The sequence below is a fragment of the Kitasatospora azatica KCTC 9699 genome (genome assembly GCF_000744785.1).
GTDB lineage: Bacteria > Actinomycetota > Actinomycetes > Streptomycetales > Streptomycetaceae > Kitasatospora > Kitasatospora azatica.
The window spans coordinates 4,867,391-4,891,139 of record NZ_JQMO01000003.1 but is presented as its reverse complement, the minus strand read 5'-3'; the positions used below and the strand labels follow the sequence as shown (position 1 = coordinate 4,891,139).

Annotated in this window: 21 protein-coding genes; 10 read left to right on the top strand and 11 right to left on the bottom strand. The window is 71.9% G+C overall.

The window, feature by feature from the left end; all coding sequences use genetic code 11:
• Positions 1-51 precede the first annotated feature (51 nt).
• On the bottom strand, positions 52-1,092 hold the full coding sequence (locus BR98_RS32390) for an aldo/keto reductase (RefSeq protein ID WP_035850522.1): 1,041 nt from the start codon (positions 1,090-1,092) through the stop codon (positions 52-54).
• A gap of 95 nt (positions 1,093-1,187) precedes the next feature.
• On the opposite strand from BR98_RS32390, the gene BR98_RS32385 reads away from it, so the two are divergent.
• Entirely contained in the window at positions 1,188-1,580 is a 393-nt protein-coding gene (locus BR98_RS32385) for a MerR family transcriptional regulator (RefSeq protein ID WP_198042319.1), read from the top strand.
• Between the two features lie 85 nt (positions 1,581-1,665).
• Positions 1,666-2,148 carry a hypothetical protein gene (locus BR98_RS32380; RefSeq protein WP_051970619.1) on the top strand — a complete coding sequence of 161 codons (483 nt, stop codon included), beginning with the start codon at positions 1,666-1,668 and terminating at the stop codon, positions 2,146-2,148.
• 148 nt (positions 2,149-2,296) lie between these two features.
• Here BR98_RS32380 and BR98_RS32375 read toward each other — a convergent pair whose 3' ends face one another.
• From BR98_RS32375 to BR98_RS32360, 4 genes are all read right to left on the bottom strand, one after another.
• Positions 2,297-2,677 carry a hypothetical protein gene (locus tag BR98_RS32375; protein ID WP_157538019.1) on the bottom strand — a complete coding sequence of 127 codons (381 nt, stop codon included), beginning with the start codon at positions 2,675-2,677 and terminating at the stop codon, positions 2,297-2,299.
• Between the two features lie 110 nt (positions 2,678-2,787).
• Positions 2,788-3,120: a hypothetical protein gene (locus tag BR98_RS39850; RefSeq protein ID WP_157538018.1), complete on the bottom strand. Its 333-nt coding sequence runs from the start codon at positions 3,118-3,120 to the stop codon at positions 2,788-2,790.
• Between the two features lie 249 nt (positions 3,121-3,369).
• Positions 3,370-5,172 carry an RHS repeat-associated core domain-containing protein gene (locus tag BR98_RS41745; RefSeq protein ID WP_035850506.1) on the bottom strand — a complete coding sequence of 601 codons (1,803 nt, stop codon included), beginning with the start codon at positions 5,170-5,172 and terminating at the stop codon, positions 3,370-3,372.
• 391 nt (positions 5,173-5,563) lie between these two features.
• Positions 5,564-6,751 (bottom strand): IS701 family transposase, encoded by a 1,188-nt coding sequence (locus tag BR98_RS32360; RefSeq protein ID WP_063774872.1) that lies wholly within the window; start codon positions 6,749-6,751, stop codon positions 5,564-5,566.
• Between the two features lie 160 nt (positions 6,752-6,911).
• Here BR98_RS32360 and BR98_RS32355 point away from each other — a divergent pair, with 160 nt between their 5' ends.
• Entirely contained in the window at positions 6,912-7,328 is a 417-nt protein-coding gene (locus BR98_RS32355; protein WP_035850503.1) for a hypothetical protein, read from the top strand.
• 65 nt (positions 7,329-7,393) lie between these two features.
• Here the strand turns inward: BR98_RS32355 and BR98_RS32350 are convergent, their stop codons facing one another.
• From BR98_RS32350 to moaA, 3 genes are all read right to left on the bottom strand, one after another.
• Entirely contained in the window at positions 7,394-8,884 is a 1,491-nt protein-coding gene (locus BR98_RS32350; protein ID WP_232247766.1) for an alpha/beta hydrolase, read from the bottom strand.
• A gap of 387 nt (positions 8,885-9,271) precedes the next feature.
• Positions 9,272-10,906, bottom strand: coding sequence for an alpha/beta hydrolase (locus tag BR98_RS32345; protein ID WP_232247761.1), 1,635 nt, complete (start codon positions 10,904-10,906; stop codon positions 9,272-9,274).
• A 71-nt stretch (positions 10,907-10,977) separates the two neighbouring features.
• Positions 10,978-11,985, bottom strand: a complete 1,008-nt coding sequence (moaA, locus tag BR98_RS32340) for a GTP 3',8-cyclase MoaA (protein WP_083977248.1) — start codon at positions 11,983-11,985, stop codon at positions 10,978-10,980.
• Between the two features lie 130 nt (positions 11,986-12,115).
• On the opposite strand from moaA, the gene BR98_RS32335 reads away from it, so the two are divergent.
• The 5 genes from BR98_RS32335 (at position 12,116) to BR98_RS32315 (ending at position 17,301) form a co-directional block, all read left to right on the top strand.
• On the top strand, positions 12,116-12,715 hold the full coding sequence (locus tag BR98_RS32335; RefSeq protein WP_035850499.1) for a nucleotidyltransferase family protein: 600 nt from the start codon (positions 12,116-12,118) through the stop codon (positions 12,713-12,715).
• Between the two features lie 244 nt (positions 12,716-12,959).
• Positions 12,960-13,973: a hypothetical protein gene (locus BR98_RS32330; protein ID WP_051970614.1), complete on the top strand. Its 1,014-nt coding sequence runs from the start codon at positions 12,960-12,962 to the stop codon at positions 13,971-13,973.
• Between the two features lie 152 nt (positions 13,974-14,125).
• A complete protein-coding gene (locus tag BR98_RS42715) occupies positions 14,126-15,202 on the top strand; it encodes a hypothetical protein (protein WP_407639520.1) in 1,077 nt (358 codons plus the stop codon).
• A 76-nt stretch (positions 15,203-15,278) separates the two neighbouring features.
• A complete protein-coding gene (locus BR98_RS32320; RefSeq protein ID WP_035850497.1) occupies positions 15,279-16,133 on the top strand; it encodes a (2Fe-2S)-binding protein in 855 nt (284 codons plus the stop codon).
• A 154-nt stretch (positions 16,134-16,287) separates the two neighbouring features.
• Complete coding sequence (locus BR98_RS32315) at positions 16,288-17,301, top strand: DUF2637 domain-containing protein (RefSeq protein WP_035850495.1); 1,014 nt, start codon at positions 16,288-16,290, stop codon at positions 17,299-17,301.
• Between the two features lie 94 nt (positions 17,302-17,395).
• Here BR98_RS32315 and BR98_RS32310 read toward each other — a convergent pair whose 3' ends face one another.
• From BR98_RS32310 to BR98_RS32300, 3 genes are all read right to left on the bottom strand, one after another.
• Positions 17,396-19,600 carry an ATP-binding SpoIIE family protein phosphatase gene (locus tag BR98_RS32310; protein ID WP_051970612.1) on the bottom strand — a complete coding sequence of 735 codons (2,205 nt, stop codon included), beginning with the start codon at positions 19,598-19,600 and terminating at the stop codon, positions 17,396-17,398.
• 171 nt (positions 19,601-19,771) lie between these two features.
• Entirely contained in the window at positions 19,772-20,284 is a 513-nt protein-coding gene (locus tag BR98_RS32305; protein WP_051970609.1) for an ATP-binding protein, read from the bottom strand.
• A gap of 142 nt (positions 20,285-20,426) precedes the next feature.
• Positions 20,427-21,119 (bottom strand): carbonic anhydrase, encoded by a 693-nt coding sequence (locus tag BR98_RS32300; protein ID WP_035850492.1) that lies wholly within the window; start codon positions 21,117-21,119, stop codon positions 20,427-20,429.
• Positions 21,120-21,316: 197 nt separating this feature from the next.
• On the opposite strand from BR98_RS32300, the gene ureA reads away from it, so the two are divergent.
• Positions 21,317-22,027 carry an urease subunit gamma gene (ureA, locus tag BR98_RS32295; RefSeq protein WP_035850490.1) on the top strand — a complete coding sequence of 237 codons (711 nt, stop codon included), beginning with the start codon at positions 21,317-21,319 and terminating at the stop codon, positions 22,025-22,027.
• Positions 22,024-23,742, top strand: coding sequence for an urease subunit alpha (locus tag BR98_RS32290; RefSeq protein WP_407639519.1), 1,719 nt, complete (start codon positions 22,024-22,026; stop codon positions 23,740-23,742). The genes ureA and BR98_RS32290 overlap by 4 nt, the downstream gene beginning before the upstream one ends.
• Positions 23,743-23,749 lie beyond the last annotated feature (7 nt).

The window sequence follows — 23,749 nt, the reverse complement described above, 5'->3', positions numbered from 1 at the left end:
CACTCGGATCACGTGAAGTCCGCGGCAGCCCGCCGCGGACTTCACGCCTGCTCACCGCTCGGCCGGCGGGCGACGGCGCTGCGCCGGGTCGGCCAACGACTGCGGCTGCCAGGCGCCGTCCGGGTGGTAGAGGTTGGTCCCGGGCGGCACGATCGCGTCGATCCGGTCCAGGGTCTCGTCGTCCAGCGTGAGTTCGGCGCCCTTGAGCAGGCCGGCCAGCTGGTCCATGGTGCGCGGGCCGAGGATCACCGAAGTGACCGCCGGGTGCACCAGCGGGAAGGCGACCGCCAGTTCGGGCAGCGTGCACCCGATGCTCTCGGCCAGCTCGGCCAACTGCTCCACCGCGGCCAGCTTGGCCGCGTTGCCCGGCACCTCCGGGTCGAACCGGGCCGGGGTGAGCGCGGCCCGCCCACGGCTCAGGTCCACCGGCAGGCCGGCCCGGTAACGCCCGCTCAGGTACCCCGAGGCCAGCGGGCTCCAGGTGAGCACGCCCATCCCGTACCGCCGGCAGACCGGCAGCACGGCGGCCTCGACACCGCGGGCCAGCAGCGAGTACGGCGGCTGCTCGGTGCGCGGCCGGGCCAGCATCCGCCGCTCGGCGGTGTGCTGGGCCTCGACGATCTCCTCGGCCGGGAAGGAGGAGATGCCGAAGGCGCGGATCTTCCCGGCCCGGACCAGGTCCCCCATGACGGCGAGGGTCTCCTCGATGTCGGTGCTGGGGTCGGGCCGGTGCACCTGGTAGAGGTCGATCCAGTCGGTGTCCAGCCGGCGCAGGCTGTCCTCCACCGCCTGCAGGATCCACCGCCGCGAGTTGCCGCCCCGGTTGCGGCCCTCCCCCATCGGGAAGTGCACCTTGGTGGCCAGCACCACCTCGTCCCGGCGGCCGCGCAGCGCCTTCCCGACGATCTCCTCGGACTCCCCCGCCGAGTACATGTCCGCCGTGTCCACGAAGTTGATCCCCTGGTCCAGGGCCTCGTGCACGATCCGGACGCACTCCTCCCGGTCGGCATTGCCGACGAACCCGAACATCATGGTCCCGAGGCAGTACGTGCTGACCTCGATCCCGGTCCCACCGAGGCTGCGGTAACGCATGGTGCTGCTCCCTTGATCGCCAACTGATCGCCAACCGATGCGATCCACGCTAGGAACTAGAGCCGACTCTAGGTCAAGTCCGTATGCTCACCAGCATGGATTTGAGCATCGGCCAGGTCGCCGAACGCACCGGACTGAGCGTGCACGCGCTGCGCTTCTACGAGAAGGAGGGCGTCCTGGCCGGCCCGGTCCGCCGTCGCGCGGGCGGCCAGCGGGTCTACTCCGAGCACGACGTGGACTGGCTCCACCTCTGCGTCGTGCTGCGCGGCTCCGGCATGCCGCTCCCCGAGATCCGCCGCTACACCGAACTGGCCCGCACCGGCTCCGGCACCGAACCCGACCGGATCGCCCTGCTGCGCGAGCACCAGACCCGGGTCGAGGCCCAACTCACCGAACTCGGCCGCTGCCTGGACCTGATCAAGCACAAGGTCGCCGTCTACGAGGACCTCCTCGACCAGCGCCCCGTCGACCACCTCTGCAACCCGTGATCCAGCCCCTGAGCCAATCCCTGATCCAACCCCTGATTCCCGCCGGGGAATTGCCGCCAGTTCCGCCGTCTCCCACGATCGCCGTATGGAGATCACAGCCACCACGGCCACCGCAGCCACCCAGCAGCTCGCCGACCGCTACATCGCCGTCTGGAACGAGCCCGACCCCACCGTCCGCCGCACCCTGATCGCCGAACTCTGGTCCCCCGAGGCCGTCCACCTGGTGCAGCCCCCGCAGGAGATGCGCGAGCGCGCCATCGGCATCGGCTTCCCGGACGCCGCCCTGGAACTGCGCGGCCACGCCGCGCTCGAGGTCCGGGTCCGCACCGCCTACCAGGAGTTCGTCGCCTCCGGCCAGATGCGCTTCCGGGCCCGCCCCGACGCCGACCGCCTGCAGAGCGTGGTCAAGTTCCACTGGGAAGCCGTGGACCCGAACACGGAGCAGGTGGTCGGCGGCGGGCTGGAGTTCGTGGTGCTGGACGAGGACGGCCGGATCGCCCGGGACTACCAGTTCATCAGCAGCCGACCGGTCGCCAGTGCGTTGCACGGCCCTGCACTGGCCGGTTGACTGCCCGCCACCTTCCAAAGGGCAGCATCCCTCTGCCAAGTACGGTGCAGTCGACCACAGCTAACGAGCCCTCAGTTCGCTAGCCACGCCGTCTGGCGCCCCGTGTGGCCGCGGAGCCTGCGCTCCGCGGCACACGGGCGTTGTCCGGCTACTCGGCAACCACAAGCCGGATCCCGTTGGCCTCCGCCCAGCCCTCGGCCTCTACCACAAGGCGCCTGACGGCCCCCTCGGAGAGCCTCTTCTCCTGAATGACCCGGACCGACAGGCCCCCGTAGACAGTGCCCGCCTGCTGGGCGTCGATGCCGGCCAGCCAGACCGTCTGCTCGCCGAGCGCGTGCCTGATCAGGGCCTCCGCCTCCAGTCGGCCAATGGCCTCGGGGTGAGCCATCACCCCACGCACGGCCGCGACGAAGTCCGAGATGTCCCGCACCGGCTGGTCAGGTGTGAACCTCATCAACATGAGCTGCGCGAAGACGCGCTCAGCGATCGCGAAATGCTCCGTGCTTCCCTCGGGGATCAGCTCCTCCATCAACGCCCTGTAGTGAGCGATTTGCTCCGGTCGGTTGAGCAGCACAGCGAGGAACCAACTGCCGAACACTGACCTCGGCGCCAGCGCAGGCCGGTTGAAGCGCCAACTCCTCATGTCCACCTCACTGTATCGGCCTCGCCGATCAGCGCTTCGAACTCAGCTGCGTTCAAGTCGCGACGGACGAAGATGCTGTCCAGTTTCAGGCTCGTGATGGCGGCGAGGTCGCGATGGTCCTGGGCCGCCTGCGCCGTGATCCGGCGAAGGTCGGCGAAGGAAGGCGCACTCGCCAGCGCCTCCTCAAATACGCACCGAGTGACCACCATCAGGGTAGTGCGCACCGGATTGGAGTCGATCGCCACGTCGGCGACCAAGTCGGCCTCGCCGTTCAACTCCGCCCTGATGAACGCCTCGGCCTCACGCGGGACCAGCATCTCCTGGTTCATCTGCGGAAACCTGGCCAGCCAATCGGAGAGTGCCTGACTGACCTGGCGTGGGTCGCACGGCATCGGGAACCTCAACCGAATCGCTCCCCGGAAGAACCGGGCAGCGGCTATTGGGTGGTACGAGTTGCACTCGGCAAGTGCCCGTGCGAGGTCCTGGGCAGTTGCTGCCGCCCAGACGCCGGCCACGGCCTGGCCGATCCCCTCCTGCCCCCCGCCACCACGACCATTCATTACCGTTGGCCTCAACTCTCATTCATCCCTTCGCGAGAAGAGCTTCTTCGCGCCTTGCCGGGCTAGTGTGCCTACGCGAAGGCCGGTGATCAGCAGGGTTGAGTACGGATCGGCGAAGGGGTGCTCCAGATCCGTACCTGTGAAGTCGTGCGAGTGCATGGTGCCCGCGTGAAGCTCGGAGGCTCCCTTCTCTAGGCCACCGACCAGGTCGCCGGCCTTTTTCAGGGACCCCTTCCAAGGGGCCTCTTGCGGGGGCTGTCGGGTTCCGGCTACCGCGGTTCCACCGACGGGGGGCTGACATTCGCAATCCGGGTCACCGTCGACGTGGTACCCGTACGGGCAAGCATCATTGTGGACGAGAACCGGGGTCCCGCCCGCCACAACGTAGTAAGTATGAAGCTCATCAACAGTCAGGTTGTAGGCGGTCTCAGGGTCCGTCCTGTAGCTCCGGACAGAGGTCACCGTGGCGGTTCCGGCAGCGGTGTCCACCGCGATGCGGTCGCCCGGCCTCAGGTCCGCCGCGTTGGTCCAGCGCTGGGCAGTGACATCCCAGAACGGGTGATGCTGGGTGGACGTAACGGCACCGTCGGTGGGTGATGATAGTGAACTCACCTCCGTGGCTGCCGCATTGGGAGCATCTGGGGCGAAGGTCAGGTCCGTGAACGCCTGGTCGTCCGGAGTGACGATGGTCTGGGTGACCGGCTCACCGTTGCTCTGCCCGGTCTGCGGGTCCGCCGAGGCCACCTGGTCGCCGACGGCAACCGTGTTGATGGCCTTGGTGCTTCCGTCCGCCAGAAGCACCAGCGTGCCCGCCGGGAAGCTGTTCGCACAGGCCTTGCTGAGCTTGTTCGCCACCCAGTCAGCCGCGTCCCCGAGCAGAGGTGCAGCCTTCTGCACCACCTTCTTGCCGACGTAGCTCGCGCCCTCGCCGATCACCGCGCCGACGGCTCCGAAGGCAGCGCCACTGGCGATGTCCTTGAAGACTCCGCCAGGCGTACTGGGCGCGTCCGGGCTCAGCAGGTCGTACGTCGCCGCACCGGCCGCACCCGCCACGGCCCCGCACCCGGCGACGGCGAGCAGGCTCGCGCCGCCGGTTTCGGCAGCGCCCGCCAGGGAGCCGCCGATGCAGCCCGAGTAGACGACCGTCTCGACGATCGCTTGGCCGATGTCCGCCCTGTGGTCCCAGGCCCATTTGGCGCCACTGACAACGCCGTTGCCGGCAGCCTTGGCGCCGGTTTCGACACCGTGGGCCACCGCCTTCGCCCCGCTGCTGATGGCGTGTCCCACCGACTTCAGGCCGTCCAGCCAGCCGCCGCCACCGTTGCCGCCCTTGCCGCCGCCGTTGCTCGGGGTGGTCGGGTGCGCGGGCTGACCAAAGCCGCTGGTGTCCGGCATCGGAGCGGAGGAGGTGGTCGGCAGCGTGGCCTGGCAGGTGGCGTCGCAGGCGGTCCCGTCGCCAGCGCCGCCGGAGTAGAAGTCGGCCTGGTGTATCAGCCCGCTCGGGTCGGAACTGCTGACCGGGTGGTTGTCGCTGTAGGCGTAGCCGTTCCACTGCTGCGGGCTGGTCAGGTCGAGTAGTGGGTCGGGATTGAGGAAGCGGCCGTGCAGCGGGTCGTACTCACGGGCACCGAGGTCGGTCAGGCCGGTGGCGGTGTCCAGAGTGCCGCCGACGAAGCCCTTGTCACCGGACCAACTGCCCGGAGCGGGCTGGCTGCCACGCGGGTTGCCGAACGGGTCGGTCGGCCGGCGCGTCACGTTTTGCGCCGTGCCGGTATCGATCTGCACACCGGTGGTGCCGTGCGGGTCGGCCGCCTGGTACACCAGGGTCCCGCCGCCGGTTGCCGCAGTGACCCGAGTGATCGTCAGGCCTCCCGGCGACGGGTAGTAGCGAACATCGGAGAGCGACTTGCTCGTCGTGTCCAGGGTGAGTTCGTGTCGCTACCTGGATCGCCGACTTCTACAACACCCGCCGCCGGCACAGCGCGGCCGGCGGCCTACCGCCTGTGGAGTTCGAACGGATCATCAGCAAGGCACGAGCCAAGGCTCATCAGGAGGCCCAGGCCGCATAGCGAAGGACTCCACGATTACACAGGGCTCGGTCATGGTCCTTGACCAAGGCCGGTGAGGTCGTTCGGGTTTCGGTGGCAGGCCAGGCAACGCCACAGGGTGGTGATCAGCGCGATCTGTAGGAAGGACACGACCTGATACAGGCTCAGGGCGTGTCCTGATCTTTTGGGTTGAGGCGCTGTTCCAGGCAGAACACGTGCGCGGCTGACACCAGGGTGACGTGGTGGTGGAATCCGCGGTAGGTCCGGCCCTCGTAGTCTCCCAGACCCAGGGCCTGCTCCATCTCGCGGTAGTCGGTCTCGATACGCCAGCGGCTGGTGGCGTGCCTGACCAGGGCCGACAGTGGAGTATCCGGGGGCAGGTCGGTGATCCAGGAGCGGAACACCCCTCCGCCGTTCTTGCGCCGCCACTGAACCAGCAGGGTGCGCTGGGGCAGGAGCCGGCTGTCGGTTTCCGCGACGTGTCCGCGTTCGATGATGCCGGCGATGTGCACGGGAATGGCGGCGAACCAGCCAGAGCGGGCTCGGTGGCTCGCGGTCTTGGCGCGGTCGATGAATCGGGTGGCCCGGTGCCGGTTGGCCCCGGCGAGGGTGTCGACGGAGACGGTGGGGCGTCGTTTCGCCCAGGCGGTGACCGGCGTACCCGTGGCAGGCAGGACCACCGTGTCCCCCTGGACTGCCAGCAGCCAGCGGATGTCGCGGGCTGTGAGCCCGGTCCGGAACGCGACGTTGGTGCCGTAGTCACTGTCGGCGATGACCAGAGGCGGGGCGTTCCCCCATTCGGCGAGTTCGTCGAGCAGGTCCAGGGCGATCTGCTGCTTGGTGCGGTGCGCGAGCCCGGGCGGGACCCCGGCCTTCGCGCACTGCACCGGATCCTCTGCCCACTTCTGTGGAAGGAACAGGCGCCAGTGCAGCGGGGTCGACCCTCGCCCGGACACCGCGTGCACGGACACTCCGACCTGGCACAAGTGCTGGTTGCGTTCGCCGCAGTGCTGCACGATCGCCCCCGCAGTGCCGTGGCCGTAGCGGACGAACGGATGGTCGTCGATCAGCCAGGCCGACGGTGAGATGACATTGACCGCCCGCGCCGCAACCCGTCGCATCACCTCGGAGTAGTCCCAGGTGGACTGGGCGACGAAGTGGCCCAGATTCTGTCGTGGGATGCCCAGGCGCTCAGCCATCGGCTCCACCGACTTGCGTTTGCCGTCGAGCATCAACCCCCGCAAGTACTGCTGTCCATACCTGCGTTGGCCCTCATAGGCCAGGTACTTGAAGATGTCACCGGTGAACTCCGCGAGGTCCGCGTCCAGCGCGGGCATGGCCTGTAGCTCCATGGACTGACCATCGCCCCAACGGCCATAGTCAGTCAGCTACTTGGCCGAATAGGTCGAGAATCATGACCGAGCCCTGTTACAGGGGATTGACAGCAACGCCGTCACCTCGTTCAGCGCCGCTCAGAACAACGCTCCCGCAGCCGACCTCGGTGCGGTCTCGGTGGCCATCGGCCCGAGCACCGGCGGAAGTACCAACATCACCCCCGGCACAGTGCTCCACCCCGGTGACACCGTCTACGCCGCCCACACCCGGCTGGCCATGCAGACCGACGGGAATCTGGTGCTGTACTCACTCAGCACAGGTACCCCCCTGTGGAGTACGGGCACAAACTACCATTACGGTGCATGGGCCACCTTCCAGAGCGACGGCAATCTCGTCGTCTACCAGCCCAAGCAGGACCCGGTGACCGGCAACCCGGTGTACCCCTCTCCGGGGGTGGCCGGCGACGCTCTCTGGAGCTCCAAAACCCCCTTGAGGGGCGCTCGCGCTTCAGTGCAGGACGATGCCAACTTCGTCATCTACGACGCGAACAACAATCCGGTGTGGAACAGCGGCACCTGGAGTGCAAACCCCTAACATCAACGTATGAGTGAGGGCGGGCCACGTGAGTGGCCCGCCCTTCGTACCTCTGCGACAGCCTGTCAGCCCGTCGCGCAGTGTGTCCCGGCCGCCGGCATGGTGCCGTTGATCAGGAACGCGTCCACCGCCGACTTGATGCAGGCGCTCTTGCCGTAGCCGGTGTGGCCGTCGCCGTCGCGGGTGAGCAGGGTGGCGTTGGCCAGGCCGGCGGCGAGGTTCTGGGCCCAGGTGTAGGGGGTGGCGTCGTCGCCGGTGGAGCCGACCACCAGGATCGGGGCGCTGCCGGCGGCCTTGACCACGTGCGGCGCCTCGCCGGAGTGGACCGGCCAGGCCCGGCAGTCCTGGGACTTGAGGTCCTCGGCGGTCATCCGGGCGGTCAGGTACTTGGCCTTGTCGTGCAACTGCTGCAGCGCCTGCTGGATCCGGTCGTCGGAGGGCGTCGGGGCGCCGTAGTCAGCACAGTCGATCGCTATGTTGGCGTCGGCCATGTTGTTGTAGTGGCCCTTGTCGTCGCGACCGTTGTAGTCGTCCGCGAAGGCCAGCAGGTAGTCCGCCTTGTGCCCCTTCATCGCCCAGGCCAGGCCGTCGCGCAGGTACTCCCAGGACTTGGCGTCGCCGTAGAGCATGTCCATCGCGCCGGTCCAGCCCTCGGCGGAGGTGACCTGGCGGCCGTCCTTGGCGGTCATCGGGTGCTGCTCCAGGCCGTCCAGGAAGTCTGCGGCCTTCTTCGCGGCGGCGCCGGAGTCGCTGCCGAGCGGGCAGCCGTCGTGGCTCACGCAGTCGGCCGCCCAGCGCTCGAAGACGCCCTCGAAGCCGGCGAGTTGGGCCACGTTGGCGTCCAGCGGATCGGCGTTCGGGTCCATCGCGCCGTCCAGCACCAGGTGTCCGGTGCGGGTGGGGAACTGCTCGGCGTAGCTGGCCCCGAGGTAGGTGCCGTAGGAGAAGCCCAGGTAGTTGAGCTTCTGGTCGCCCACCACCCCGCGCAGCACGTCCAGGTCGCGGGCCGCGTTGCGGGTGCCGACGAAGGGCAGCAACTTGCCGGACTTGGCCTGGCAGGCATCGGCGAAGCCCTTGCCGGTGTTGGCGTCCGCGTGGTCCTGGGCGTTGAGCTGGTCCCGGGCCGCGTCGTCCAGGCAGTGCACCGAGCTGCTCTTGCCGACCCCGCGCGGGTCGAACCCGACCAGGTCGTAACGGTCGTTCAGGCTCTGGAACCGACTGGCCGCCCCGTTGGTGACCTCCTCGATCCCGGAACCGCCCGGACCGCCGGGGTTCAGGAAGAGCGAGCCGAGACGCTGGTCCTGCTTGGCCGCGGGCTTGCGCACCAGCGCGAGGTCGATGGCTTCGGTGGCGGGGTTGGCGTAGTCCAGCGGGACGTGCGCGGTGCCGCACTGGAAGGTCGACTCATCGACGTTCTTGGTCTCCGGGTCGTCCGCGCACGGCGCCCAGGCGACCTGCTGCCCGTAGAAGGACTTCAGCGCCGGATCGTCAGCCCCGGTCGGCTTCACCGTGGGCGTGGGCGAGGCGGACGGCGACGGCGCGACAGAGACCGCCACCGACGGGCTGGCGGCCCCCTTCGCAGTCCCCGTCCCCCCGGACCCACTGCACCCGGCCACCACGGTGACCCCCAACACAACAGGCAGCACGCGACGCGACACACGCGCCAGAGCGATATTCACTGCAGAGGAATATCACCCTCTCTTCACACGAACCCACCCCGGGGTCGCCCCATCCGGCCCTCAGGACACCGCATCAACTCGCCAGCGCCTCCCCAAGTCGCTGGTGTGCCGGGCCGTCGAGCCTGCGGTGCAGCGTCTGGACTCGGGAACGAACCAGCCCGTCCCGACGACGAGGTGATCATGGACGCGCTCGCCGCAGACTTCGCCGGCCCCTCGGTCATTACGCCACTGCTGCCGTAAGGGGTTTCAACGTGTGGCGCCGAGTCAGTCGCTGGCGCAGTGTGTCCCGGCCGCCGGCATGGTGCCGTTGATCAGGAACGCGTCCACCGCCGACTTGATGCAGGCGCTCTTGCCGTAGCCGGTGTGGCCGTCGCCGTCACGGGTGAGGAGGACGGCGCCGGGCAGGCCGGCGGCGAGGTTCTGGGCCCAGGCATAGGGGGTGGCGTCGTCGCCGGTGGAGCCGACCACCAGGATGGGGGCGCTGCCGGGGGCCTTGATCTGGTGGGGCTGGACGGTGGAACGGTAGGGCCAGGCCCGGCAGTCGGGGTCGAAGAGGTCGTCCTTGGTGTAGTGCCGGGTCAGGTAGGGCGCCTTGTCGTGCAACTGCTGCAGGGCCTGCTGGATCTGGTCGTCCGTCGGCATCAGGGCGCCGTGGTCGGCGCAGGTGATGGCGGCGTAGGCGTCAGCACTGTTGTCGTAGTGCCCTTGGGCGTCGCGGCCGTTGTAGCCGTCGGCGAAGTCGAGCAGGTAGTCCGCCTTGTGGCCCTTCATCGCCCAGTCGAGGCCGTTGCGCAGGTACTCCCAGGACTTTCCCGAGCCGTAGAGCATGCTGAGCGTGCCGGTCCAGCCCTGGGAGGCGGTGAGCTGGCGGCCGTCCTTGGTGGTCATCGGGTTGTCGGCCAGACCGTCGAGGAAGTCGGCGGCCTTCTTCGCGGCGGTGTCGGGATTGCTGCCGAGCGGGCAGCCGTCGTGGGTGACGCAGTCGGCGGCCCAGCGTTCGAAGACGCCCTCGAAGCCGATCATCTGCTGCACGTCGGAGTCCAGCAGGGTCTGGGTCGGGTCCATCGCCCCGTCCAGCACCAGGTGCCCGGTGCGGGCGGGGAACTGCTCGGCGTAGACGCTGCCGAGGTAGGTGCCGTAGGAGAAGCCGAGGAAGTTGAGCTTCTGGTCGCCCACCACCCCGCGCAGCACGTCCAGGTCGCGGGCCCCGTCGGCGGTGCCGAGGAACGGCAGCAGTTTGCCGGACTTGGCCTGGCAGCCGTCAGCGAGCGCCTTGCCCTTGGCGGCCTGGGCCGGGTGGTCCTCGGTGACCCACTGGTCGCGGGCCGCGTCGTCCAGGCAGTGCACCGGGGTGCTCTTGCCGACGCCGCGCGGGTCGAAGCCGACCAGGTCGTAACGGTCGTTCAGGCTCTGGAACCGGCTGGCCGCCCCGTTGGTGACCTCGCCGATCCCGGAGCCGCCGGGGCCACCGGGGTTGAAGAAGAGCGAGCCGAGACGCTGGTCCTGCTTGGCGGCCGGCTTGCGGACGAGGGCGAGGTCGATGGTGTCGGTGGCGGGGTTGGCGTAGTCCAGCGGGACGTGCGCGGTGCCGCACTGGAAGGTCGACTCGTCGACGTTCTTGGTCTCCGGGTCGTCGGCGCACGGCGCCCAGGCGATCTGCTGGCCGTAGAAGGACTTGAGTGCCGGATCGTCAGCCCCGGTCGGCTTCACCGTCGGTGTCGGCGAGGCGGACGGTGTGGGCGAGGCGGACGGCGACGGCGCGGCGGAGATCGACGGTGCGGGGCTGGCAGAACCCTTGGCGACCCCTGTCCCCCCGGAACCGCTGCAACCGGCCACCACGGTGACCCCCAGAACTGCGGGCAGGATGCGGCGCGACAGGCGCGCCAGAGCGATGTTCACTGCAGAGGCATATCACCTGCTCTTCACATGAACACACAGAGGGGTCGCAGCCCGACCTCAACCCACCGCTCTCAACCCCCGATCGCCGACATCGGACGCTCCGGCTGGACGAAGTCAGCGGAGTTGATCTCGTGCCCGGGGCCCTTGCGGGCAATGGTGTTGCGCCAGGCCTGCTCGATCGCCGAATCGTCGGCGCCACCGCGCAGCAGCGCGCGCAGGTCGGACTCCTCGGTGGCGAAGAGGCAGTTGCGCAGCTGCCCGTCGGCGGTGAGCCGGACCCGGTCGCAGGTCCCGCAGAACGGGCGGGTCACCGAGGCGATCACCCCGACCACGGTGTCCGTCCCCGCGATCCGGAACTCCTCGGCCGGCGGGGTCCCGCCACGCGTCGGCTCCCGGCGCAGCGGCTCCAGCTCCCAACGTGCGCCGAGGATCCCGAGCAGCTCGTCCGCCGTGATCATCGCCGACCGGTCCCAGGCGCCCTGGGCGTCCAGCGGCATCGACTCGATGAAGCGCATCAGGTAGCCGTGCCCAGCGGCGAACTCGACCAGCTCGACGATCTCGTCGTCGTTCACTCCGCGCACCGGCACCGCGTTGACCTTGACCGGCGCGAGGCCGGCGTCCCGGGCCGCCGCGAGGCCGGCGAAGACGTCCGCGATCCGGTCACGGCGGGTGATCGCCTGGTAGCGCTCGGGCCGCAGAGTGTCCAGGCTGACGTTGACCCGGCGCAGCCCGGCGGCCTTCAGCTCGCCGGCCATCCGGGCCAGCCCGATCCCGTTGGTGGTCAGCGAGAGGTCCACGCCCAGCTCGGTCAGCCGGGCCACCAGCCCGGGCAGCCCGCGTCGCAGCAGCGGCTCGCCACCGGTCAGCCGCACCGAGGCGATCCCCAGGCGCCGCACGGCGATCTGCGCCAGCCGGACGATCTCGTCGTCGGTGAGCACCTCGGCCTTCGGGAGCCAGTTGAGGCCCTCGGCCGGCATGCAGTACGTGCAGCGCAGGTTGCAGCGGTCGGTCAGGGAAACCCGCAGGTCGGTGTGGACCCGGCCGAACCGGTCGACCAACGGGGCAGGTGCGGTGTGCATAGCAGCCAGTAGAAACGGACCGGCGCCGAAGATCCAGGGGCGGATGGCCCGGGCTCCCACCAACGTCAGCGCGGCAGTCTTGTGGAATCACACAAGTCCACGGGGCCGCGTCGAGGGGCATGGTGGTGGCATGCCCGAATCCACCATCCCCGCCCTGGTGCTGGCCGCCGGAGGCGGCCGCCGGCTCGGCGGACGGCCGAAGGCGCTGCTGAGCTTCCGGGGCCGGCCGCTGGTCGAACACGCCGTCGGCGTGGTGCGCGCGGGCGGCTGCGGCCCGGTCCTGGTGGTGCTCGGCGCGGCCCGCGACCAGGTGCTGGCGAAGGCCGACCTGACCGGTTGCACCGTGGTGGCCAATCCCGACTGGGCCGAGGGCATGGGCAGCTCGCTGCGCGCGGGCCTGGCCGCGCTGCCGGCCGAGAGCCCGGCGGTGCTGGTCGCGCTGGTCGACACGCCCGGGGTCTCCCCCGCCGCCGTCGCCCGGCTGCTCGCCGCACACCGCGAGGGCGCCGCGCTGGCCGCCGCCGGCTACGACGGCCGGCGCGGGCACCCGGTGCTGATCGGCGCCGAGTACCTGGCCGAGGCGGCCGCCGGGGCCCGGGGCGACGCAGGAGCGCGGGCGCTGCTGAAGGAGCATCAGGAGCGGCTGCGACTGGTCGAGTGCGGGGATGTGGCCGTGCCGGACGATCTGGACACGCCCGCCGACCTGCTCCGCTGGTCGGCTGGCGGCTGACGGTCGCGCTGGTCGGCCGGCTGACAGTCGCGCTGGTCGGCTGGCGGCTGACGGTCGCTCAGCGGGCCCGGCAGCTCGGCAGATCAGCAGATCGGCAGGCCGGCAGCTCGGCAGGACCAACCGTCCATCGACCGGCGACCCTGAAAATGCCCTGATCATTCCGGGTATTCCCTGCCGCCCGCCATCCCGATCGGGGACCATGGGAGGCGACCCGCCCACTCCACCCGAACGGACGGTGCGTGCCTTGTCCGGACCCTCCCTCCCCGACGACTTCACCGGCCCCGGCACACCCCCCGACCTCCCCGAAGCGGCCACCACCCCCACTGCGGCCCGCAGCATCCGCTGCCCGGCCTGCCGCCGCGAGCACGTCTACGAGCCGCCGACCCTGCCCTGCCCGTGCGGTGCCGCCCTGCGGGTGCCGCTGCTGCAGGGCGGCGTGCCGGTGCAGGTGCGGTTCCGCTCCTGGGAGGACTCCTGGTTGAGCATGCGCTGCCCGCAGTGCGGCCGCTCCGACCAGTGGCCGCAGCCGGAGTTCACCTGCAACTGCGGCGCCACCGTCCGCCTCCCGGTGGACCGCTCGCCGCGACCCGGCGGCCAGGGCGCGCAGGGGTCGCGCCCGCTCGGTGCGCGCCGGTACGGCGACCCGCCCGCCCCCTTCTACGCGGACGGCGGCCGCCCGGCCGGCTCGACCGGCTCGACCGGCTCGACCGGCCCAGGCTCGATCGGTCCAGGCACGACCGGTCCCGGCTCCATCAGCCCCGGGCCGAGCGGCCCCGGCCAGCCGGGCAGCCCCGCCAGCCAGCCGGGCACCCCCGTCCACCCGGGCAGCCCCGCCATGCCGTCCGTCCCGCACACCGGCCGGCAGCACCGGCCGCCGTTCCGCCCGCACCCGGTCCGCAGCACCCAGGACGCCGTGCTGGCCGCCGCCCGCTACCTGGAGTGGCTGGGCTTCAACGACCTGGAGCTCTGCGAGGGCCAGGAGCGCGAGGCGGTCACCCTGCTGGGTGAGCGGCTGGTGGCCCAGGTGGACACCTGGCCGGACCAGGCCGACCTGCGCTCGGTCGAGTGCCTGTGGCTGCAGACCCTGCACGCCGATGAGACGGCCGCCGCGATGTTCACCATGGCCGGCTACTCGCACCAGGCCACCGTGCGCGGCGAGCAGCTCCTGGTCGCCCTCTTCACCCTCGACGAGGCCGGCCTCCCGCGCCCCGTCAACGGCGCCGCCGAAGCACTCCTGGAGACCGGCTGGACCTCCTGACGCAACGACACCTGCCAACGGACCGCTAACCTCCCCGACCAAAAAGGTCACGCTCGTGATCTGGTGCACAAGCTCGCCCCCGTGTTGAATTGCGGTGCTCCTCGGCCCTGCCGGGGAGCGCCGCATGACCGTGGGGCACCGCGCACAAGGAGGTGGCGTTGTCGGAGCACGGAACGGCCCCGCTGAGCGGGGGGACGCGCGGGCGGGGGGCGGAGCCCGATCGCGCGCGCGGCGGCCCGCCGGGGGTACCGCCGCACGGTGGGGGGCTGCATCCGGGCACGGACGGCCATCTGGACGAGATCACCAGCGGCACGGTCTGGCGGCTGCGCTCGCGCGCCTGTTGGCAGGAGGCGGCCGAACTGCTCATGCCGGCCGCCGAACGGGATGCCAGGACGGCCCTGTGCCGGGCCGAACTCCTCATCGAACAGTGCCTGTTCACCGCCGATCACTGGGAGCAGGCGGAGGCCGCACTGCGCCTGGCCGAGGCCGGGGTGACCAGCACCGAGCAGCGCGCGGCGGCCGCCTGCGCCCGCGGCTTCCTGGCCTACCTGGGCAGCGTGCTCGGCCCGCGCGACCGGCTGGACGAGGCCCAGGCCGCGCTCGGCCGGACCTCCGCGCTGCTGCCGCCGCACGCACCGGGACGGCCACTGCTGGACTTCCGGCGCGGGCTGGTCGCGGAGAACCTGCTGCGCGACCAGACCGCCGCCTGGATCGCCTACCGGCGGGCCCACGAAGGGGCGTTGGCGCACGGCGACACCCTGCTCGCCTCGTCCACCTGGCGGCATCTGGCGGCGCTCGCGCTGGCCGGCGGCGACCGGGTGCGGGCCCGCGAGGGGTTCGCCGCCTCGCTGCGGCTGCGCGAGGAACTCGGTTTCATGGTGGGTGTGGCACCGGCCCTGGCCGCGCTGGCCGAGGTCAGCGAGCCGGAGGAGGCCCAGCAACTGCGGGCCGAGGCTGGACGGCTGGTGCAGGCGTTGGGCGGCGTGCCGGTCTGGCTGGTCGGTCGCCTGGGCGAGGTCGCGGCCACCGGCGGTCCACCGGGCGCCCCGCGCGGAGCGCCGCCGAGCGCGCGCCCCGGCCTGCCGGGCACCCGCGGCGCACGCGCCGGCACAACGGCGGTCCCGACCGCCGCGACGCCTGCCGCCACGACCACCGCGACGACCGCCGCAACACCACGGCGTCCCCCGGACGGACGCGGGGAGCAGGACGTCCAACGCCCCGTCAGCTAAGGTGAGGCTAACCTGATTGGGTGAGGCGTACGCGCCTCACCCTTTCGGTTTCCCGCCGAGCGACGAGGACCGAGCGATGAGGACCGCGCACCGCACCCGCGCACCGCACCCCGGGGCGGCCCCCTATGCGGCAGCCTACGGCGCGTTCGCCCGCGTCTTCCCCGAGCTGCGGATCCGGTTGGGCCCGGTCCGGCCCGACGAGGGCTGGCTGACCACCGGTCGACTGCTCGCCGACCCCGCCCTGCAGGCCCGGGTGATCGCCACCGAGACCCGGCAGGCCCGGCTGCGCTACGGAACCACCCCGCGCCCCGACGTCGCCGCCGGTTTCTGGCTGCACCGCTACACCTGGCCGCTCTGCCTGCTCTTCACCCTCCCCTGGCTGCTGGAACAGCGGGTTCCGCTGCCTGCGGCCGAGCAGCTCGCGTTCCGTCACCCGAGCTGCGGCGGCCCGGCCGAACTCGCCCTGCCGCCGGCCGCACCGCACCGCTTCGCCTGCCTGCCCACCGACCCGGCGGCCCGGCATCCGGGCGCCCACCTCGTGCCGGACCAGGCCGCACTGGGCGCCGCCCTGCGCGGCGCCGTCGCCGAACAGCTCGACCCGCTGCTCGCCGCCTTCCGCCCGCACCTGCGGCGCGGGCCGCGCACCCTGTGGGGCCTGGCCACCGACGAACTGGTGGAGAGCCTCTGGTACGCCGCCGGCCTGCTCGGACTGGAGTCGCGCGCGGTGCCGGCCCTGGACGCCCTCCTGCCCGGCGGCACCGCCCCGTTCACCGGCGCGGCCGCCTTCCGCGGCGCCGCCGGACCCGCACCGGCGCCCGCACCCGCACCCGTACCGGCTCCAGCACCCGCACGCACCCGGGTCAGCTGCTGCCTCTTCTACACGCTGCGCCCGGCGGAGAGCTGCGTCGGCTGCCCGCGCACCCGCCTGTAATTGTCATACCGTCATACTGACGAGACGTCAGTTCGCTCACCCATCAGGGTATTTGACCGCAAACCGCCCGTGCCGAGCCCAGCCATCGGCCATGATGGACGTCCCCTGGTGGCCCCGCCACCACGACCGCCGAAAGCGAGGCTGGGTCAGCGCAATGAAACTGTCGGACATACCACTGGGCTGGGCCGTGGCCACCATCGCCGTCCTGCTCCCCAGCGCGGTGCTGGTCGCCTACCTGCGCAGCCGAGGGGCGGCCGCCGCACGCGGGGCCGACTCCTGGGAACGCACCGAAGAACGGCGGCGGCGCAAGGAGTCCCTCTACGGAGCCGCCTCCTACACCCTGCTCTTCTGCTGCGCGGCCGTCGCCGCCGCGCTCTCCTTCCACGGCCTGGTCGGCTTCGGCATCCAGAACCTCGGGCTGAGCGACGGCTGGGAGTACCTGGTCCCGTTCGGTCTGGACGGCGCCGCGATGTTCTGCTCGGTGCTCGCGGTGCGCGAGGCCAGCCACGGTGACGCGGCCCTCGGCTCCCGCCTGCTGGTCTGGCTCTTCGCCGGCGCCTCCGCCTGGTTCAACTGGGTGCACGCCCCGCGCGGGCTCGGGCATGCGGGCGCCCCGCAGTTCTTCGCCGGGATGTCGCTCTCCGCCGCCGTGCTCTTCGACCGGGCGCTCAAGCAGACCCGCCGGGCCGCACTGCGCGAGCAGGGTCTGGTGCCGCGGCCGCTGCCGCAGATCCGGATCGTGCGCTGGATGCGGGCCCCGCTGGAGACGTACGCCGCCTGGTCGCTGATGCTCCTCGAAGGGGTGCGCAGCCTGGACGAGGCGGTGGAGGAGGTCCGTGACACCAGGCGCGAGGCGGTGGAGAACCGCGAGCGCCAGCGCCTGGCCAGCCGCCGCGAACGGGCCGAGATCCGTGCGATCAACCGCCAGCACGGCGGCTGGGGCCGCACCCGCACGACAGCCGCCCGGCAACTGGAGCCGGGCGGGAGTGCGGAGCCTGCGATAGCGTCCGCCCCCGAGCCGACGGGCGGCCCCGCCGTCGCCCCCGGACTGCCGGCCCGCCCGGGCCGGCGGACCATCGACCTGACCACCGAGGAGGACACCATGACCCTGCCCCGCCTCGACTCCCTGGAACAGAAGCTCAAAGACCTGGAGCGCCAGTTCGGGTGACCACCCGCCGGCAGCTCCGGGTGAGCGCCGTACGCCGGTCGGCGGCGTACGCCGACCGGCGGCCTGACCAGGTGTCAGGCCGCCTCGGCCGAGGTCAGGCCGCCTCGCCCGCCGTCAGCTCGAACCACATCCGCTTGCCCGTCCCGCGCGGCTCCACGCCCCAGGCATCGGCCAGCGCCTCGACCAGCATCAGGCCGCGGCCCGAGGAGGCCTGCTCGCCGGGGGTGCGGCGCTTGGGCCACAGGTCGGACTCGTCCTCCACCTCGATCCGCAGCCGCGGCTCACGGCCGTCCTCGCGGTAGAGGCGGGCGGTGAACATCGCGTCCCGGTCGGTGTGCCGGATCGCGTTGGTGACCAGCTCGGAGGCCAGCAGCTCGGCGGTGTCGATCAGCTCGGCGACACCCCAGCGGCGCAGTGCGTCGCGCAGCTCGCCGCGCAGCTCGGCGACCCGGGCCAGGTCGGCCTGCCCGATCCGGCGGCGCAGCTGCTGGGCGGCCAGCCCGCCCTCGGGGCCGTCCCAGCGCAGCAGCAGGAGCGCTATGTCGTCCTCACGCTCGGCGGAGTCGGCGGCCCGGGCGGCGATCCGGTCGGCGAGGTCCTCGATCGGGTCCACCCCGGTGGACTCGAGCTCCCCGGCCACCGACTCGCAGAGCCGGGCCATGCCGGTGTCCAGGTCCATGGTGCGCGACTCGACCAGGCCGTCGGTGCACAGCACCACGGTCTCGCCCGGGTCCAGGCTGAACCGGGTGACCTGGTACTCCTGGTCGGCCGAGACGCCCAGCGGCAGGCCGCCGACCACGCTCTGCACCGCGCTGCTGCCGTCGCCGCGGCGCACCACCGGGTCCAGGTGGCCGGCCCGGACGGCGTAGACCACGCCGTAGTCGACGTTCACCTCGGCGTAGGTGCAGGTGGCGAAGTGGTCGGTGTCCAGGTCTGCCAGGAAGCGGGAGGCCCGGGCCATCACGGCGGCCGGCGGGTGGCCCTCGGCGGCGTAGGCGCGCAGGGCGATCCGCAGCTGGCCCATGATGCCGGCGGCGTGCACGTCGTGCCCCTGCACGTCGCCGATCACCAGGCCGACGTGTCCGCCGGGCAACGGTACGACGTCGTACCAGTCACCGCCGATCTGCAGGCCGGAGCCGGCCGGCAGGTAGCGCACGGCGGTGGTCACCCCGGGCACGGCGGGGACGGTGCGCGGCAGCATCACCCGCTGCAGGCCGGCGGCCAGCTCGTGCTCGGCGTCGTGCAGCCGGGCCCGGGCCAGCGACTGGGCGACCAGCCCGCCGAGGGTGGAGAGCAGGGTGCGCTCGTCGGCGTCCAGCTCGCGCGAGTCGTCGAAGCTGACCACGCACAGGCCGATCGCCCGGCCGCTGGCCACCAGCGGCAGGAAGGCCCAGGCGCGGCGGCCGGTGCTGGAGGCCCGCGGCCAGGCCTGCGGGTAGCGCTCGCGGTACTCGGTGGGGCTGGACAGGAACACCGGCAGCCGGCTGCGGATCGCCTCGGCGGCCGGCTGGAACGGTTCCAGCGGGGCCCGGTCGTAGGAGCTGACGTCCTCGGGGCGGTAGCCGCTGGCGCCCAGGATCTGCAGCCGGCCGGTCTCGAAGGCGGCCAGCACCAGTCCGTCGGGTGGCAGCCCGGGCAGCGGCAGTTCGGTGAAGACCCTGGCCACGTCACGCACGGTGACCGCCTCGGAGAGCGCCCGGGCGGCCTCCTTGATGAACCGCGACCGTTCCTCGCGCAGGGCGGCCATCCGGCCGGCGTCCTCGCGCTTGTGCAGCTCGGCGGTGGCGTCCCAGACGAAGCCGACCATCCGGGAAGGCCGCCCGAAGGCGTCGGCGAGCACCCGGCCGCGGAACCGGACGGCGTGCAGCGCGCCGCCGGGGAAGACGGTGCGGTAGTAGGCGCCGCACTGGCCGAGCTCGGCCACCGCGCGCTCGACCCGGCGGCGCACCACCGGCGCGTCCTCGGGGTGCAGCAGGGCCAGGAAGGCGTCCGAACTGAGCCGGAAGCTGCTTCCGGAGCCCCCGATGATCGCGACGGCGCGCTGGTCGGCCTCGATCAGGTCGCGCCGGATGTCCCAGTCGAAGGAGCCGATGCCGTTGGCGGCCATCGCCGGCTCGAGCCACTCCGGTGTGGAGTCGCCGGTCCGAGTGGCCAGGGACTGGACGGCCGGGAGGGCGGCGGGTACCGCGATCCGGCCCGCCGCGAGTGAGCTGGTACGGGTGCCGGACCGGCGGCCGCCCTGGGCCGGCGGGCCGAGCGGGAGGCGTGCGGGCCCCTGCGGCTCGGGCTCAGTCGCCATGGTTCTCCTGCCCCTGCCGGGTCAATTGCACGGTGGTCGGTGCACGGTGGTCGATGGTGGTGCTCGGTGGTGGTGGCCGGTGGACACGGCCCGCGCCGGGGGGTCCAGGTCCGGACACACATTCTCACTATCCTGTCGAATGTTCGGCAAAGGAGCAATGCCGCCGCGTGGCTACGGCGCGCCGCCGACTTCTCCATCCCGCCAGCCACCAGCGTCGCCGCCCGGTCCGCCGCCGGGGGACCCGGTCCGGCCGGGCCCGAGCTCGAACCAGGTGGTCTTGCCCTCGGCGCCGAGCCGCACGCCCCAGTTCTCCGAGAGTGCGTCGACCAGCAGCAGGCCCCGGCCGCTGGTCTCCAGCAGCGCGCCCGGTTCCACCCCCGCGCCCACCCTCTCGCCCTCGCCCACCCGTACCTGGCCCCGCAGCCGGGTGTCGCCGTCGCGGACCGCCACCCGCAGCCGACCGCCAGCGGTGAGCCCCGCCTCCAGTACGGCGCCCGCGTCGGTGTGCCGCAGTGCGTTGGTGGCCAGCTCGCAGGCGAGCAGCTCGGCGGTGTCGGCCAGCTCGGCCCGCCCCCAGCGGCACAGTGCGGCCCGTAGCTCGGCCCGCAGTGGCGAGAGTGCGGCGAGGTCGGCGGGGGCCAGGGCGACGCGCAAGCGCTCCTCGGTCTTGCGTCGGCTGTCCATCAGGCCCGCCCCCCAACTCCTGATCCATCGTCAGCCGGGCACGGGCTCGACCGCAACGGTGCGCAGGACGTCGGCCGAGGTGCACGGGGGGCTCGCGGCGCACGTCTTGCTGACATGCTGTCAACTTCCCGCCGGGTGGTGGCTACCGTTCGAAGGAGTCGAACGCCACCGTGCCGCTGTCCAGCGAGTAGTAGCCGCCGCAGACCAACAGCCGGTCCGCCGCCACCGCCGGCGCCAACAGCCGGTCGGCCCGAAGCTTCTCGACGGTCTGCCGGGTCTGCTCGCGGACCACGGCGTCCACCAGGTCCGCCTCCGCGACACCCCGGGCCAGCACCGCCTGGTACGGCAGCCGCAGGTCCTCGGCCACCTCGGCCAGGTGTCCCGGCAGCGGCTCGCCGCCGCGCAGCGCCCCGACGGCAGCGGTGACCGCCCCGCAACGCTGGTGTCCGAGCACCAGTAGCAGCGGGGTCGCCAGTTCGGCGGGGCCGTACTCCAGGCTGCCGGTGACCAGCCGGTCCAGGGTGTGCGCGGCGGTCCGCACCACCAGCAGGTCACCGAGCCCCTGGTCGAAGACCAGTTCGGGCGGCACCCGGGAGTCGATGCAGGAGAAGACCACCGCGAACGGCGCCTGGCCGCCGGCCAGGTCCTGCCGGCGCGGCAGCGAGGCGTCCGGGTGCCGGGCCGCGCCGCGCACCCACCGCATGTTGCCCTCGCGCAACCGGGCCAGCGCCTGGGTCGCGTCGCTCGGCGAGTTCACGGCGGGGACGGCGGCCCGCCGCTGCCCGGGCAGCACCACCAGGGCTCCGGCTCCCAGCACCGCACGCCGACTCACCATGAGCGACCTCCTCGCGCTGGCAAACGAGTGACACCCCCACCGGTCACCCCAACGCGCAGAACCTCGCAAGCCGGGCAAGGCTGGACACGGCGACCCGTTCCGGGTTCAATGGCCAGCACGACTTTGAACGCCGTTCTAACTTCCTCCACGTTCTGACGTCCTTCACCCGATCCCCGCCGACCCGCGAGCGAGGCACCGTGCGACTCACCCCCACCGAACGGGACCGGCTGCTGATCTTCACAGCCGCCGAACTGGCCCGCGCCCGGCGCGCCCGCGGCGTGCGGCTCAACGTGCCCGAGGCCACAGCGCTGATCGCCGACACGGTCTGCGAGGCCGCCCGCGACGGGCTGCGACTGGCCGAGGCGATCGAGGCCGGCCGCACCGTGCTCAGCGCCGCCGACGTGCTGCCCGGCGTGCCCGACGTGGTCACCGTGGTGCAGGTGGAGGCCGTGTTCGACGACGGCACCAGGCTCGCCGTGATCAACGACCCGTTCCAGGGCGCCGGTTCACTCGGCGAGGAGGCCCCGGGCGCGGCGCTGCCGGGCAGCGGCGCCGGCTACGACCCGGTCGAGGAGACCGTGGTCCTGCCCGTCCACAACACCTCGCCGGTACCGATCTCGGTCACCTCGCACTACCACTTCTTCGAGGTCAATCCCCGCCTCGCCTTCGACCGGGCGGCCGCCTACGGCACCCGGCTCGCCGTGCCGGCCGGCTCCTCGGTGCGCTTCGACCCCGGCGCGGTGGTCGAGGTCGGACTGGTCCCGATCGCCGGCGCGCGGGTGGCGATCGGCTTCGCCGGCCTGGTCGACGGCCCGCTCGACGCCCCCGGCGCCCGCGAGGCCGCCCTGGAGAAGGCCCGCGCCACCGGCTACCTGATCAACTTCGACAACTCGGAGGTCGAGTCGTGACGTCGATTTCTCCCCACGACTACATCTCCGTGCACGGTCCCCGCACCGGCGACCGGATCCGGCTCGGCGACTCCGGACTGATCGTCCGGGTCGAAGCCGACTCACAGGCCCCCGGTGACGAGTTCCTGGCCGGCTTCGGCAAGACCGCGCGCGACGGCCTGCACCTCAAGGCCGCCACCGTCCGCTCCACCTGCGACGTGGTGATCAGCAACGTGCTGGTGATCGACGCGGTCCAGGGCATCGTGAAGACCTCGATCGGCCTGATCAACGGCCGGATCGCGGCGATCGGCCGGGCCGGCAACCCCGACACCATGGACGGCGTGGACGTGGTGGTCGGCACCGGCACCACGATCGTCTCCGGCGAGGGCCTGATCGCCACCGCCGGCGCCATCGACACCCATGTCCACCTGCTCTCGCCACGGATCATGGAGGCCTCGCTGGCCTCCGGCGTGACCACCATCATCGGCCAGGAGTTCGGGCCGGTCTGGGGCGTGGGCGTCAACTCCCCCTGGGCGCTGCGGCACGCCTTCAACGCCTTCGACGCCTGGCCGGTCAACATCGGCTTCCTCGGCCGGGGTTCCTCCTCCGACCCGGGCCCGCTGGTCGAGGCGCTGGCCGAGGGCGGGGCCAGCGGCTTCAAGGTGCACGAGGACATGGGCGCGCACACCCGGGCGCTGGACACCGCGCTCCGGGTAGCCGAGGAGTACGACGTCCAAGTCGCCCTGCACACCGACGGGTTGAACGAGTGCCTGTCGGTCGAGGACACCCTCGCGGTGCTCGAGGGCCGAACCATCCACGCCTTCCACATCGAGGGCTGCGGCGGCGGCCACGTCCCCAACGTGCTGAAGATGGCCGGCGTCGCCAACGTCATCGGCTCCTCCACCAACCCGACCCTGCCGTTCGGCCGGGACGCGCTGGCCGAGGCCGCCGGCATGATCGTCTCCGCCCACGACCTCAAGCTCGACCTGCCCGGCGACGCCGCCATGGCCCGCGACCGGGTCCGGGCCGGCACCATGGGCGCCGAGGGCGTGCTGCACGACCTCGGCATGATCGGCATCACCTCCTCCGACGCCCAGGGCATGGGCCGGGCCGGCGAGACCGTGCGCCGCACCTTCGCGATGGCCGGCAAGATGAAGGCCGAACGCGGCCCGCTGGACGGCGGCTACGGCACCAGGGAGAGCGGCGACGACAACGAGCGGGTGCTCCGCTACATCGCCAAGCTCACCATCAACCCCGCCATCGCGCACGGCCTTTCGCACGAGGTCGGCTCGATCGAGGTCGGCAAGCTCGGCGACATCGTGCTCTGGCGCCCCGACCACTTCGGCGCCAAGCCGCAACTGGTGCTGAAGGGCGGCTTCCCCGCGTACGGCGTGGTCGGCGACCCCAACGCCTCCACCGACCGCTGCGAACCCCTGCTCCTCGGCCCACAGTTCGGCGCCCACGGCGCCACCGCCGCCGACATCTCGGTCGCCTTCGTCGCCCAGGCCGCCGCCGACGGCGCCTACCTGGACCAGGCCGCCGACCAACTCCCCACCCGACGACGACGGGTGGGCGTGCGCGGAACCCGCGGGATCGGCCCGCGCGACATGGTCCGCAACGCGCAGATCGGTTCGGTCAGCGTCGACGCGGCCAACGGCCTGGTCTCGCTCAACGGCGAACCGCTGCGCTCCGAGCCCTCCGAGAGCGTCTCGCTCAGCCGCCTGTACTTCTTGTAAGAGCCCT